General features: G+C 63.8%; 15 protein-coding genes. 14 read left to right on the top strand and 1 reads right to left on the bottom strand.

The window, feature by feature from the left end; translation table 11 throughout:
- Positions 1-218 precede the first annotated feature (218 nt).
- The 11 genes from HNO53_RS15875 (at position 219) to HNO53_RS15825 (ending at position 10,323) form a co-directional block, all read left to right on the top strand.
- On the top strand, positions 219-1,628 hold the full coding sequence (locus tag HNO53_RS15875) for an MBL fold metallo-hydrolase RNA specificity domain-containing protein (protein ID WP_209473571.1): 1,410 nt from the start codon (positions 219-221) through the stop codon (positions 1,626-1,628).
- Between the two features lie 355 nt (positions 1,629-1,983).
- Positions 1,984-2,178 carry a YgaP family membrane protein gene (locus HNO53_RS15870; RefSeq protein ID WP_209473570.1) on the top strand — a complete coding sequence of 65 codons (195 nt, stop codon included), beginning with the start codon at positions 1,984-1,986 and terminating at the stop codon, positions 2,176-2,178.
- Between the two features lie 225 nt (positions 2,179-2,403).
- Positions 2,404-3,270 carry an MBL fold metallo-hydrolase gene (locus HNO53_RS15865; protein WP_209473569.1) on the top strand — a complete coding sequence of 289 codons (867 nt, stop codon included), beginning with the start codon at positions 2,404-2,406 and terminating at the stop codon, positions 3,268-3,270.
- Between the two features lie 22 nt (positions 3,271-3,292).
- A complete protein-coding gene (locus HNO53_RS15860) occupies positions 3,293-3,727 on the top strand; it encodes a protein tyrosine phosphatase family protein (RefSeq protein WP_209473568.1) in 435 nt (144 codons plus the stop codon).
- Between the two features lie 3 nt (positions 3,728-3,730).
- Positions 3,731-5,521, top strand: a complete 1,791-nt coding sequence (locus tag HNO53_RS15855; RefSeq protein WP_209473567.1) for a SulP family inorganic anion transporter — start codon at positions 3,731-3,733, stop codon at positions 5,519-5,521.
- A gap of 12 nt (positions 5,522-5,533) precedes the next feature.
- Positions 5,534-5,995 (top strand): YeeE/YedE family protein, encoded by a 462-nt coding sequence (locus HNO53_RS15850; RefSeq protein ID WP_209473566.1) that lies wholly within the window; start codon positions 5,534-5,536, stop codon positions 5,993-5,995.
- Positions 5,992-6,405 carry a DUF6691 family protein gene (locus tag HNO53_RS15845; protein ID WP_209473565.1) on the top strand — a complete coding sequence of 138 codons (414 nt, stop codon included), beginning with the start codon at positions 5,992-5,994 and terminating at the stop codon, positions 6,403-6,405. Before HNO53_RS15850 ends, HNO53_RS15845 begins: the two co-directional genes overlap by 4 nt.
- 148 nt (positions 6,406-6,553) lie before the next feature.
- On the top strand, positions 6,554-7,252 hold the full coding sequence (locus tag HNO53_RS15840) for a response regulator (protein ID WP_209473564.1): 699 nt from the start codon (positions 6,554-6,556) through the stop codon (positions 7,250-7,252).
- Positions 7,249-8,664, top strand: coding sequence for an ATP-binding protein (locus tag HNO53_RS15835; protein ID WP_209473563.1), 1,416 nt, complete (start codon positions 7,249-7,251; stop codon positions 8,662-8,664). The genes HNO53_RS15840 and HNO53_RS15835 overlap by 4 nt, the downstream gene beginning before the upstream one ends.
- The gene (locus tag HNO53_RS15830; RefSeq protein WP_242597446.1) at positions 8,657-9,295 is read left to right on the top strand and encodes a c-type cytochrome; all 639 of its coding nucleotides are present in this window, start codon (positions 8,657-8,659) and stop codon (positions 9,293-9,295) included. The genes HNO53_RS15835 and HNO53_RS15830 overlap by 8 nt, the downstream gene beginning before the upstream one ends.
- 11 nt (positions 9,296-9,306) lie before the next feature.
- Positions 9,307-10,323 (top strand): c-type cytochrome, encoded by a 1,017-nt coding sequence (locus HNO53_RS15825; protein ID WP_209473561.1) that lies wholly within the window; start codon positions 9,307-9,309, stop codon positions 10,321-10,323.
- Positions 10,324-10,381: 58 nt separating this feature from the next.
- Here HNO53_RS15825 and dsbG read toward each other — a convergent pair whose 3' ends face one another.
- Complete coding sequence (gene dsbG / locus HNO53_RS15820; RefSeq protein WP_209473560.1) at positions 10,382-11,134, bottom strand: thiol:disulfide interchange protein DsbG; 753 nt, start codon at positions 11,132-11,134, stop codon at positions 10,382-10,384.
- A gap of 198 nt (positions 11,135-11,332) precedes the next feature.
- Between dsbG and HNO53_RS15815 the strand changes: the two genes are divergently transcribed.
- The 3 genes from HNO53_RS15815 (at position 11,333) to ribD (ending at position 13,543) form a co-directional block, all read left to right on the top strand.
- Positions 11,333-11,776 carry a copper chaperone PCu(A)C gene (locus HNO53_RS15815; protein ID WP_209473559.1) on the top strand — a complete coding sequence of 148 codons (444 nt, stop codon included), beginning with the start codon at positions 11,333-11,335 and terminating at the stop codon, positions 11,774-11,776.
- A 136-nt stretch (positions 11,777-11,912) separates the two neighbouring features.
- Positions 11,913-12,395 carry a transcriptional regulator NrdR gene (nrdR, locus tag HNO53_RS15810; RefSeq protein WP_209473558.1) on the top strand — a complete coding sequence of 161 codons (483 nt, stop codon included), beginning with the start codon at positions 11,913-11,915 and terminating at the stop codon, positions 12,393-12,395.
- Positions 12,396-12,406: 11 nt separating this feature from the next.
- Positions 12,407-13,543, top strand: coding sequence for a bifunctional diaminohydroxyphosphoribosylaminopyrimidine deaminase/5-amino-6-(5-phosphoribosylamino)uracil reductase RibD (gene ribD / locus HNO53_RS15805; RefSeq protein ID WP_209473557.1), 1,137 nt, complete (start codon positions 12,407-12,409; stop codon positions 13,541-13,543).
- Positions 13,544-13,559: the final 16 nt, after the last annotated feature.

Genomic DNA, 13,559 nt, shown 5'->3' with positions numbered 1-13,559 from the left:
TTCTGTATGTTAAGTAGCTTTGGCGATGTGTCTCCACCCTAATGATGCAACCCCATGCAGCGCAGGAATGTCATGCCCGGGACTGACGTTTTTCGGTCTGTGCTGCGTCTTGCGGACTGCAGCCAAACCTGACCCAGATCCATGTTTTCCCTGCATCTTCAGACTCATCTTCGAGTATGCTGAAAAATGTAACGGCCACAGCGAAGGGGCAGGGGCAGATGTCGACATTTACGTTCCAAGGTGCCGTGGGAGAAGTAACCGGCTCTCGCTATCTGCTCGAGGTGGAAGGTAGCGACCGCTCGTACCGCATCCTGCTGGAGTGCGGCCTGCATCAGGGCGGCCGGCAGGCGGATAGCGACAATGCCGTGCCGTTCGGCGCCCTGGCGAAGCAGCTGGATGCGGTGGTGATCTCCCACGGCCATCTGGATCATGCCGGCTTGCTGCCCAAGCTCGTTCGTGAGGGGTATGCCGGCCCGATCCACTGCACGCGCGGCACGCGGGACTTGCTCGACATCATGTTGGAGGACGCCGCCTTCATCATGGCCAAGGACGTCGAGTGGGAGAACAAGTGGCGCAAGCGCCACGGCAAGCCGCTGATCGAGCCGCTGTATGAGCTGGAGGACGTCGAGCGCACGCTGACGCTGTGCCAGTCCCATGGTTACGGTCAGCCCATCTCGTTGCCCGGCGGTGTGACCTTGGTCTACCAGGATGCCGGCCATATCTTGGGCTCGGGCATCGTCGAGCTGACCGTGCCATCGGGAGGGCAGGCCAAGCGGCTGGTGTTCTCCGGCGACCTGGGCAACCCCAGCTCGGTGCTGATGAAGGAGCCCGTCCGCCTGCACGAGGCCGACGTGGTCTTGATGGAGAGTACCTACGGCGACCGCGACCACCGGCCTCTCGAGGAGACGCTCGAGGAATTTGCCCAGGTGCTGGAGGAAGCCCATGCCAGCGGCGGTAACGTGCTGATTCCCGCCTTTGCCGTGGGTCGCACCCAGGAGATTCTCTATCACCTCAGCGTGCTCTACCACGAGGGGCGCCTGCGCCAGCAGATGGTATTTCTCGACAGCCCCATGGCGATCAAGGTCACCGAACTCTACCATCGCGCGCGCAAGAGTCTCGATGCCGAGGATCTCAAGGTGCTCAATATCGCTGCCAGTGGCGATACCAGCCAGTACCTGCCGATCCTGCGCATGACGCGCACGGTCGAGGAGTCGATGGCGATCAACCGCATCCACGGCGGGGCGATCATCATCGCCGGCGCCGGAATGTGCACCGGTGGCCGCATCGTTCACCACTTTCGCTACAACCTCGAGAAGCCCAACACCCGGCTCGTGATCGTCGGCTTTCAGGCTGCCGGCACCTTGGGGCGTCAGCTCGTCGACGGTGCCGAGCGGGTGCGCGTGCTGGGGCAGGAGCTGGCGGTCAAGGCCAAGGTGCATACCATTGGCGGTTTCTCCGCCCATGCCGGGCAGAGCCAGTTGATCGGCTGGGCCGGAGCCTTCCGAGACAAGCCCCGCTTCTATCTCGTGCACGGCGAGCCCCAAACCCAGGTCGTCTTGCAGGCCGCCCTTGCCGAGAGCGGCATCGAGGCAGAGATACCTGCCTTCGGCGATCGTATCGAGCTATAAGTTCGTAGCGGCACATCAACCAGCGAATTGCCTAAAGGGTGAGCCACCTGCATAGCCGCTGGTTCCCATCCCATGGCCGGTCGCTCGCTTCACCCGCCCAAGGCGCTGCTCAAGCTTGGCCTCGTGCAGGCTTGTTGCGTCTTTTGCTTGCGCTGTGGCCGCAATGGCTCTGCTCAGTCCTCTCCCGCTGGATTTCTTGATGTACATCGTCATGCGGCCACATGACGCATGTGAACGATGCCGCAATGCGCTACGATGCTTAGGGTATTTGGTTATTTGCATATATCTTAAAATAATTAAAAGGTGCTTCTATCGGTTCGATTGCTTCCAATCTCAACCTCGTGGGGTGATATCTATGAAGAGCAACGTAGGCGGTATCGACAAAATTCTGAGGATCGTGGTCGGTGCTGTTCTGATCGGCCTGGCCTTGACCGGCATGATCGGCGTCTGGGGCTGGATCGGCGTGCTGCCGCTGGCGACCGGGCTGTTCAACTTCTGCCCGGCGTATCAGCTGCTGGGCATCAACACTTGCAAGCTTTCCAGGAAGTAGCCGGGTGCTCTCTCCTTGGTCTTTTATGCGCAGTCGCCCCTGGGACGGGGCTACGAGTACACCGACTGGTACTTCTGCAAGAAGTCGCTCTGAAGCTTATCGCGGACCCTGGCCTGAAAGGTCGGGGTCGGTCCTTTTTATTCCTAGATGGTATATGCATATAACATAGCTTGTGCTATATTCATGCCATTGCTCGGAAGCCACACCGACGGAGGTCGATCAAACATGTCCAAGCCGATCGTGACCCACTTCTTTGACGAGCCGACCAATACCTTCAGCTATGTGGTGCAGGACCCCGGCAGCAACGCCTGCGCCATCGTCGATTCCGTGCTCGACTTCGATTACGCCGCTGGCAGAACCGACGTGCGTTCCGCCGACGCCATCATCGATTTCATCCAGCGCGAGGGCTTGAAGGTCGAGTGGATCCTCGAGACCCACGTTCACGCAGACCACCTCTCCGCCGCCCCCTATCTTCACGAGAAGCTCGGTGGCAAGACCGGCATCGGTGCCAGAATCACCGTGGTGCAGGACGTATTCGGCAAGGCCTTCAATGCAGGCACCGAGTTTGCCCGTGATGGCAGCCAATTCGATCGCCTGTTCGAGGAAGGCGATACCTTCGCCATCGGTAACCTGGAAGGGCGAGTGCTGCATACACCCGGCCATACGCCGGCCTGCCTGACCTACGTCATCGGCGACGCCGCCTTTGTCGGCGACACCCTGTTCATGCCCGACTACGGCACGGCGCGCTGCGATTTCCCCGGCGGCGATGCGCGCACCCTGTTTCAATCCATCCAGAAGGTGCTGGCCCTGCCGGGCGAGACCCGACTCTTCCTGTGCCACGACTACAAGGCACCGGAACGCGAGGAGTACCAGCACGAGACTACCGTGGCCGAGCAGCGTGCCCATAACGTCCACGTGCATGAAGGCATCAGCGAGGAGGAGTTCGTCAGGATGCGCACCGAGCGCGATGCCACCCTCGACATGCCGCGCCTGATCCTGCCGTCGGTTCAGGTCAACATGCGAGCCGGCCATATGCCCCCGCCCGAGGACAATGGCCAGATTTACCTCAAGGTGCCGATCAACAAGTTCTGAGCCGGACGGGAGGCGAGCCCCCATGCAGATACATCAACTCGAACCCGGCTTTGCCATCGCCGATGCCTTGACTCCCGGCGATCTGGAGGAGGTCGCCCGGCTTGGTTTCCGTGCGGTGATATGCAACCGCCGTCCGGGCGAGGCGGAGGATCACCCGGACGACCGCGCCCTCAGCGCCAAGGCCTCCAAGCTGGGGATCGAGTGGCGTTGCATCCCGGTGGCGCCGGGTGAATACGGTGACACCGATATCGAGACCTTCGGCCGCGCTCTGGATGAGCTGCCCACGCCGATCCTCGCCTTTTGCCGAACCGGCAGGCGGGCGGTGCATCTGTGGGCACATGCGCGCAGCCGTGAGCCGCAATGCAACATTCCCATGCTGCTGACCGCGGCACGTGCCGCGGGGCATGACCTCGAGGAGCGTCGTGCCCAGCTGGAAGCCGCTGCCGGGCAGAACTGAGCGATGAATCCCAAGCGCTACCTGCCGATCCTGCAGTGGCTGCCGGGCTACGGCCGTGCCACCTTGTCCAGCGACCTGTTGGCGGCGGTCATCGTGACCGTCATGCTGATCCCCCAGTCGCTGGCTTATGCCATGCTGGCCGGTTTGCCACCCGAGGTGGGGCTGTACGCAAGCATTGTGCCCTTGGTGGTCTATGCCATATTCGGTACCAGCCGCACCCTGGCGGTAGGGCCGGTGGCGGTGGTATCGCTGATGACCGCGGCAGCGGTGGGGCAGATCGCCCCCCAGGGCTCGCCGGAATACCTCGGTGCGGCACTGGCCCTGGCGCTGATGTCGGGATTGATCCTGATCCTGATGGGGATTGCCCGGCTGGGCTTTCTGGCCAATTTCCTCAGTCATCCGGTCATCTCGGGCTTCATCACCGCCTCGGGGCTGATCATTGCCGCCAGCCAGCTCAAGCACGTGCTGGGCGTGGAGGCCCGCGGCCACGACCTGCTGGAACTGCTGGCCAGCCTGGGCGGTAACCTGGGGGAAGTGAACGGGCCTACGCTGGTCATCGGCTTCTCCGTGCTGGCGTTTCTTTATGTCGTGCGCCGCTGGCTGAAGCCTGGCCTGCGCAAGCTGGGCGTGCCGGCACGACCGGCGGACATGCTGACCAAGGCGGCGCCGATATTGGCAGTGGCGGTGACCACAGTGGCCACCTGGGGGCTGGGGCTGGATGGGCAGGGCGTGGCCGTGGTGGGATCGGTGCCGGCAGGCCTGCCGCCGTTGACCCTGCCCGGTTTCGATAGCGGCCTGTGGAGTCAGCTGTTCGTGGCGGCACTGCTGATCAGTGTGATCGGCTTCGTTGAGTCGGTCTCGGTGGGGCAGACTCTTGCCGCCAAACGGCGTCAGCGCATCGACCCGGACCAGGAGCTGGTGGGCCTGGGCACGTCGAACATCGCCGCGTCGCTGACCGGCGGCATGCCGGTCACCGGGGGCTTCGCTCGCTCGGTGGTCAACTTCGACGCGGGCGCCGAAACCCCTGCGGCCGGCGCCTTCACGGCGGTGGGCATCGCCATCGCCGCGCTTCTGCTGACCCCGCTGATTGCCTACCTGCCGATCGCCACGCTGGCGGCGACCATCATCGTGGCGGTGCTGTCGCTGGTCGACGTCAAGACCATCAAGCATACCTGGAATTATTCACGCTCCGATGCCCTGGCCATGCTCGCCACCATTGGTGTGACGCTCGGTCATGGAGTGGAGAGCGGGATACTCGCCGGGGTGGGGCTGTCGCTGGCGCTGCATCTCTACAACACCAGCCGCCCCCACAGTGCAGTGGTGGGTCGGGTACCGGGGACCGAGCACTTTCGCAACGTCAAGCGGCATCGCGTCGAGACGGACCCGCGCCTGGCCATATTGCGAGTCGACGAGAGCCTCTACTTCGCCAACTCTCGCTACCTGGAGGATCTGGTGATGTCGTTGGCGGCGCGTGAGCCGGGGCTCGACCACATCGTGTTGGCCTGCCAGGCCGTCAACAGGATCGATGCCTCTGCATTGGAGAGCCTGGAGGCGATCAATACCCGCTTACGGGATGCCGGGGTCAAGCTGCACCTGGCGGAGGTCAAGGGGCCGGTGATGGATCGGCTCAAGCACACCGACTTCTGTCGCGACATGACCGGCATGGTGTTCCTGAGCACCTATGACGCCTGGTGCTCTCTGCGAGGTGAACCTGCCACACCGGGTCGAGCCTGCAGCGAGACGGGCACGGTAGCGATAGGTCATGACCCGCTAGAACGTTCAATGAATCAATGAAGGAGGGAAGAAGTGGACTGGAATGCAAGCCTGCAGGGGTTGATAGGTGGTGTGCTCATCGGTCTTTCGGCCGTCTGGCTGATGGCGACGCTGGGGCGCATTGCGGGCATCAGCGGCATCGTCGGTAGCCTTGTTACCACGCTGCCCAAGGGCGACAGCGCCTGGCGCGTGGCGTTTGTCCTCGGTCTGGTCAGCGGCCCGCTGTTGCTCATGGCGCTGGGGGGAGGTCTCGGCAACGTGGCCGGCGCACCCGGCGAGGTGGTCGGTCAGCCGGCAGGAGGCATCGGCCTCATGCTCGTGGCTGGTCTATTGGTGGGAGTCGGCACCGGCCTGGGTAGCGGCTGCACCAGCGGCCACGGTGTCTGTGGCCTGGCGCGGCTGTCGCCCCGCTCGATGGTGGCCACCGTGACCTTCCTGGTCTGCGCCATCGTCACGGTCTATCTGGTGCGGCACGTCATTGGAGGTGGGGCATGAAGACGTTCATGGGCTACATCGCCGGGCTGCTGTTCGGCCTGGGTCTGGCGCTTGCCGGCATGACCGACCCCGCGCGCGTGCTGGGCTTTCTCGACCTTTTCGGCGACTGGGACCCGACCCTGATGTTCGTACTCGGCGGGGCCGTGGTGACGACCTTCATTGGCTACCGTGTCGTGTTCCGTCGCGAGAAACCCATGCTGGGCGAGACTTTTCAGTTGCCGACCCGCCAGGATCTGGATGGCCGGCTGATCGGCGGTGCCGCCCTGTTCGGCATCGGTTGGGGGCTCTCCGGCTACTGCCCCGGTCCGGCCATTGCTTCCATCGCCGGTCTTACCGCGCCGCTGTTTGCCATGCTCGCGGCGATGGTGGCGGGCTGGTTCCTGGCACGCGCGATTCCCGCCCGAGGCTGAGATTATGTTCATGTTTCCTTTCAGGCTGGGAAACAGGACGAGCCCACTGCGACCAATGGATAGCCAGCCTTGGCGCAGCGCCTGCATCCGCTTAACGCCGCGTTAATGAATGCGTGGCAAGGTGTCGCACAACGCTTGAGGTTCCATTATGCATGTGTTGCTCGTCGAGGATGATGACCTGGTGGCATCGGGGATTCGCGCCGGCCTGGGTCTGTATGGGTTCGTGGTGGACCACGTGCCGACGCTGGCCTTGGCACGTTCGGCCTTGGAGGCCGTGTCGAGCGATTCGGTGATACTCGATCGCGGAATGCCAGACGGTGATGGCCTGACGCTGCTAGAAGAGTGGCGAGCGTCCGGAGTCGACCTGCCGGTTCTGGTATTGACTGCTCGCGATGCCGTCAACGATCGCGTACAGGGGCTGCAGGGCGGTGCGGATGACTACATGATCAAGCCTTTCGATCTGGATGAGCTGGTCGCCCGCTTGCAGGCCTTGCTGCGACGCGTCGCCGGACGAACACGGGCCTGCGTTGAGCACGGCTCCTTGTGCCTCGACCCGACAACCCGTGAGGTCACCCTGGATGGCCGGGCAGTGGAGCTGTCTCGGCGAGAGCTGGTGTTGCTGGAAACCTTCCTGCAGTCGCCGCGCAGTGTTCTGTCCGCCGGTCAACTCAAGGACAGCCTCTACGGTATGAACGAGGAAGTGGAGAGCAACGCCCTCAACGTGCATATCCATCATCTGCGGCGCAAGTTCGGAAGCGGGGTGATCGAGACCGTGCGTGGTGTGGGCTTCCGTCTGGGTAAGCCCGAGCGTGTCGGACAGAGTATCGAGCGGAACGCGGTGCCATGAGCCTGCGGGCAAGGTTGTTGCTTACCCTGGGGCTCACCCTGGTGTTGCTTTGGGGATTGGCCGCAGCCTGGTTGCTGCGCGATCTGCATGACCAGTTCGTAGCCACGCTCGATCAACGACTCGCCCAGTCGGCGCGCATGGTGGCGGCGCTGGCGGCTCAGCTTCCTCAGGAGGTCTGGTTGGCGGCGGATCGTCAAGCATTGACGATCCCGCCCATCGAAGGGCTCGCCTGCCAGGTGCACTCCCCGAGTGGCGAGATCATGGCGCGTACCCATGCCGATATGGAAGACATTCTGGCAGTCGGCGGGCAAGGACACAGCTATCGCGAATCGGACGGTGTCACCTGGCGGGTATTCACCTATGAGCGAGACGGCCTGATCATCACCACGGCGGATCGAATGGATGAACGAAACCTGCTGCTGGGCAATGTGATCAAGGTGGCTGTGGTGCCCTTTGTCGTGGCGTTGCTGGGAAGTCTGGTAGCGATATGGTTCGGCGTCATTCGCGGCCTGGCGCCGCTCGAGCAGCTTCGCGGTGCCTTGTCGCAGCGTCATCCCGACGCCATGGAACCTGTCTCCAGCGCTGGTATGCCGGCCGAGATTCGTCCTCTGATCGATACCCTCAATGCCTTGCTGGCGAGAGTTCGGGCCGCCTTCGTCCGAGAGCAACGCTTTACCAGCGATGCGGCGCATGAGCTACGCACGCCGTTGACCGCGGCAAAGACGCACCTCCAGGTGGCGCGTCGCTTGGAGGGTCCGGCCTCACACAAGGCTCTGAAGCATGCCGAGCAGGGAATCGTTCGCCTGTCCCGGACCATCGATCAGCTACTGACGCTTTCACGGGTCGAGGGCCGGCTGGTCTTCGACGATGGCGTACCGAGCGAGATCGAGGAGGTCGTGATCTTGGCGCGGCGAGACGCTGATCCAGCCGGCACGGCCAATATCGAGCTGCCCCTCACCTGGCCGGATCTGGAACTGGCAATTCCGCGGGAATTGTCGATTACCGCCTTGCGCAACCTCATCGAGAATGCGCTGCGTCATGGCCATGACGGCTCGCCCGTTACGCTGAACGTGGTTCCCGAGCCGGCTGGCTGCGATGCGCCTGATCAGGTGACGATTTGCGTACGTAATGAAGTTGTCGGTGTCGACCCTGAGGTTCTGGCGCAGCTTACTCGCCGCTTCTGGCGAAGGGGTACGCAACAGGGCAGTGGTCTCGGGTTGTCCATCGTGGCGGCCATTGCAGCGCGTTTCGGTGGCAACGTGACCTTCAGTTGCCCCACGCAGGGAAGTTTCGAAGCTCGACTGACGCTGCCGCTCGTGCGGCGACATGAGGGTCCGGCGACCCCGGACCAGACGCCCCGCAAGGGACCCATAACAACGACGAGAGTGATGCGAGATGACGACCGTGAATAGCGCAGTCCGCCTCGGCTTGATGCTTGGCCTCATGGCCGGTCCGGCTGTGGCTCAGGAGGGGGATCCGCAACGCGGCGAGACTGCCGCTGCCGTCTGTGTGGCCTGCCATCAGGCGAATGGTAGCGGAAAGCACATCGACGGAGCAGAGTCCTGGCCGCGGCTGGCTGGCCAGAATGCCGACTACATCGCGAAACAGCTGCAGGATTTCAAGGCGGGGCGGCGGCAAAACGCCACCATGCAACCCTTCGCCAACATGCTCGACGATCAGCAGATCGCCGACGTGGCAGCGTACTACAGCCAACTGCCCGTTACCGAGGCGGAGGGCGGTGGAGAGGCTGACGAGGCTTTGCTTGCGCGAGGTGAGCAACTGGCGCTGCGGGGTGACTGGAACGCCTACATCGTCTCATGCAAGAGCTGTCATGGTCCCGGCAACGAGGGGGCAGGAAGCACTTTTCCCGGCATCGCCAGCCAGCACGCCGGCTACATCGAGGCTCAGCTGCACGCTTGGCAAGCGAATGAACGAGGCAACGATCCGCAGAACCTGATGGGCGCCATCGCCAAGCGCATGAGTGACGAAGATATTCGCGCCGTGGCGGCATGGCTCGCAAGCCAGAAAGTGACAGCACAATAAGGGGACAGAGCATGAACAATAGATCGATTGGCCTGGCCCTGACCGGCGTCATTCTGGCAGGGGGCATGAGCGCCGGCGTCTGGGCGGAGTACGAGACCCTCGTTGAAATGGGGTATCCCGCTCCCAAGGAGGGCGAGCTGGTGCACGTACCGCCGACCATGGAAGACCTCGAGGAGGCAGACCTGCATCCCGAGCTGAAGCAGGTGATCCGGCGGGGTTACGACCTGTTCACCAATACGCAGCAATTGCGCGGCGTGAATGTCTTCAACGACATGAACTGCTCGAGCTGTCACCTGGGCGAGGGGCGCCAGCCGTTCAGCGGGCCAGTGTGGCCGGCAGCCGTGACGCTGCCCGATTTCCGCGGCAAGAACCAGCACGTCAACAACCTGGAAGAGCGCATCGCCGGCTGCTTCGCCTACTCGATGAACGGCACGCCACCCATCTATGGCAGCGACGACATGGTGGCACTTTCGGCTTACCACCAGTGGCTGGCTACCGGCGTGCCCATGTACCCGGGGCAGCCGATATACGGGCGGGGCTTCCCGCGTCTCGACGAGCCTGAGCAGGCGCCGGACTATGCTCGCGGTGAGCAGATCTACCAGGAGCAGTGCGCGGTCTGCCACAGCGAGGACGGTTCAGGGCTCTACCAGGCGGGTGAGTACGTCTTCCCGGCTCCCTGGGGCGACGGTTCCAACAACTGGGGTGCAGGCATTTCGCGCACCTTTACCATGGCCGGTTTCGTCAAGCACAACATGCCGCTGGGTCAACCGATGAGCCTGTCCGATCAGGAGGCCTGGGACGTTGCCTTGTACATCACCAGCCAGGAACGGCCTCAGGATCCTCGCTACACCGGTGACGTCAGGGAGACGCGTGAGCGCTTCGCAGACACCTTCCACAAGCACACACAGTACGGCACCGAGCGTGAGCATGATGGCGCCCTGCTGGGAAACCATGGCAACACGGGGGAGAAAGGAGAGATTCGGCCCTGGAACGTCGGATTGCCGCGTTTCGAGTATCTGGAGGATTGAGGGAAGCCGTTGGAAGCCCCGCTCGGTTCGCGCCGAGCGGGGCTCGACCCAAGCCGGCTCAGAGAGCTTCGCCGCCCATCATCTCGACCAGGCGCGCCTCGTCGGGCATGCCATCCACACGCTCCAGGCGTCCGTCGTGCAGGAAGAGCGTGGTCGGTGTGGCGTAGAAGCCCAACTCGTCGAAAAGCTGGTTGTTGCGGTAGACCTGATCCTCGATGTGGCGGGGCTGGGCTGACGGGGCGATACCGTCACCGCTGCTATGGGCGTGCAAGGCTGTCTCCGGATTGTCGGCGCCCAGCAGGGCTGCCGCCTTTGCCGGGCTGTCAGGGGCCAATATGCCCACCATGACGTGTCGCAGCTGGACCTCGCCGGCCTCCACCCAGGGCCTCGCCGCCTCCCAGAAGCGATGGCAGTAGGGGCAATTGGGGTCGGTGAAGGTGTAAAGCACCCGGGGAGCGTCTGCGCTGCCGTCGGCGATCCAGTGGCTCTCTTCGAGGCGTTGCCAGAGCTCGCCCTCCTGGGGGGCGCGAATCAGTTCGTCCAGCGGAGCTTCGGAAAGGTCGTTGCCTTCGGCGTCGACCAGGTTGCCGACGATGGCATGCTCGCCGTCAGCGGTCACGAACAGGGTCATTTCGCGGCCTTGATGACTAGCCGCGTAACCCTTCAGGTCGCCGGGAGCCTTGAATTCACCGTGAATCTCGAGCCCCTGCTCGACGAGGGCACGCACGGGAGCTGGCCAGTCGTCGGCGGTTGCCCATGGAGCGATGGCAGTCAATGCCAGCGCGGTACCTAGCGTAAGTCGAAATGCCATGTCGGCTCCTTTTCAGCGCTGGCGAATAGAGCGTGCAAGTCCGGTCTGGGTTGCCAGTGTGCCAGCACTTCATTATCTGCCGGTTAAGGCTCGGCTGTGTCGCGTTGACGCATCCAGCGACCTTGGCCGGAAACCCTATAGTATGCTGCTTTTTCTTTCCCTGGCGCATGCTGCCACACCAGAACAAGGAGCCACGAGATGATGTCGCCCCGTTCGCTATTGACTGCAGTCAGCTTCTCGCTGATCTCGTTCGTCGCCGTTGCCGACCCGCTGGTCGTCGAGAACGCGCACGTGCGTGCGGTGCCGCCCGGTTCGTCGACCTCCGCTGCCTTCATGACGCTGCGCAACCCGGGCGAGCGGGATGTGGTCCTGGTAGCGGCGGAATCCCCGGCCGCGGAAGTGGCGGAGCTGCATGATCACCAGAACGTGGACGGCGTGATGCAGATGCGCCAGGTGCCTCAGATCGTCGTCCCGGCCGGGGGCAGCGCAGCGCTGGCGCCGGGTGGGTTGCACATGATGCTGATCGGGTTGACCGCGCCACTGCAAGAGGGCGAGCCCGTCGAGATCGAGCTTCGGTTCGTAACGGGCGAAGCCCAGCTGATCGAGGCGCCGGTCAAGCGGATCATGAATCACGACCACTGAGGGCGCAGCGGAGATCGGCCTGTCTGGGGCGGTGCTGGGCGGTTGACGGGTGAGCGGGTACAATGCCGGGTCAACACGCTAATTCGTGACCCGGGTGCGGCCTCGCGTCGCCCCGCTACACCTTCGGATCGACACCATGCATTGCCCCTTCTGTGGCGCCCATGACACACGCGTGACCGACTCCCGCCTGGTGGCGGAAGGCGATCAGGTGCGCCGCCGCCGCCAGTGCACCGATTGCGGCGAGCGCTTCACTACCTACGAAACCGCCGAACTGGTGATGCCCAGGGTGGTGAAGTCCGACGGTTCCCGGGAAACCTTCGACGAACACAAGCTGCGCGCCGGCATGCTGCGTGCCTTGGAGAAACGACCAGTCAGTGCCGAGGCCATTGAGGCCGCCGTGGAGCGAATTCGTCACCATCTGCGGGCCAGCGGCGAGCGCGAGATACAGGCACGCGACATCGGCGATGTCGTCATGCAGGCCCTCAAGCGCCTGGATCAGGTGGCCTACATACGCTTCGCCTCGGTCTATCGCCGCTTTCAGGATATCGACGAGTTTCGTGCCGAGATCGATCGCCTCGCCCAGGAACCCGGCTTTCCGCCGGGCACCGCCGACGACTAGCCAGGAGAGTTATGGCCCAGCCGACCGATGCCGCCTGGATGGCCCATGCGCTGCAGCTTGCCCGTCGTGGACTTTATACCACCCACCCCAACCCGCGCGTCGGCTGCGTGCTGGTCAAGAACCGTCGCCTGGTCGGAGAGGGCTGGCACTTGCGTGCTGGAGAGCCGCATGCCGAAATCCATGCGCTGCGCATGGCAGGGGAGTCGGCCCGTCGTGCCACTGCCTACGTGACCCTTGAGCCCTGCTCCCATCACGGACGCACCGGTCCCTGTGCGGTGGCACTCATCGAGGCGGGCGTCAAGCGAGTCGTCGTCGCCATGCAGGATCCCAATCCCGAAGTGGCCGGACGGGGTATCGCCATGCTGCGTGGCGCGGGAATCGAGGTCGAGGTCGGGGTGCTCGAAGAGGAGGCGCAACGTCTCAATGTCGGCTTCGTCTCGCGCATGTCGCGCCAGCGTCCGTTCGTCCGCCTGAAAATGGCCATGAGCCTGGATGGCCGCACCGCCATGCAATCCGGGGAGTCGCAGTGGATCACCGGCCCTCATGCACGGGCCGAGGTGCAGCGCTTGAGAGCCGCTGCCAGTGCGATCATGACCGGTGTCGATTCGATCATCTTCGACAACTCGCGCCTGACGGTGCGTGCTTCGCAGCTGAACCTCGACGATGCCGAGGCCATCGCTGCGCGTCAGCCACTACGGGTCGTGGTCGACACCCAACTGCGCCTGCCCGAGGCGGCGGCCTGCCTGCGTGAGCCGGGACGCACGTTGGTGGCAACCGTGTCGGCACACGAACCGCAGCGTCGCGCGCGTCTGGAAGCGGCCGGTGCCGAGGTGGTGGTGCTGCGCACCGGCAACGATGGCCGCGTCGACCTGCCTTCGCTGATGCGCTATCTGGCCGAGCAGGAGCTGGTTAACGAGGTACTGCTCGAGACCGGCGCCACGCTGGCCGGGGCGATGCTGGATGTCGGTCTGGTCGACGAGATGCAGCTGTTCGTGGCGCCTACGCTGCTTGGTGGCGAGGCGCGTCCGCTGTTCGCCCTGCCGGGGCTGACGCGCATGGCACAGCAGCGTCCGCTGGAGATCCTCGACATTCGTGCCGTGGGGCGTGACTGGCGGATCACGGCGAGGCCGGAGCGTCGGCAGGGGTAAGAGGGAGGGTACTCGC

The organism is Billgrantia antri, from assembly GCF_017868935.1.
GTDB lineage: Bacteria > Pseudomonadota > Gammaproteobacteria > Pseudomonadales > Halomonadaceae > Halomonas > Halomonas antri.
The sequence above is the reverse complement of the archived record's forward strand: the minus strand, read 5'-3'. Positions and strand labels throughout refer to the sequence as shown.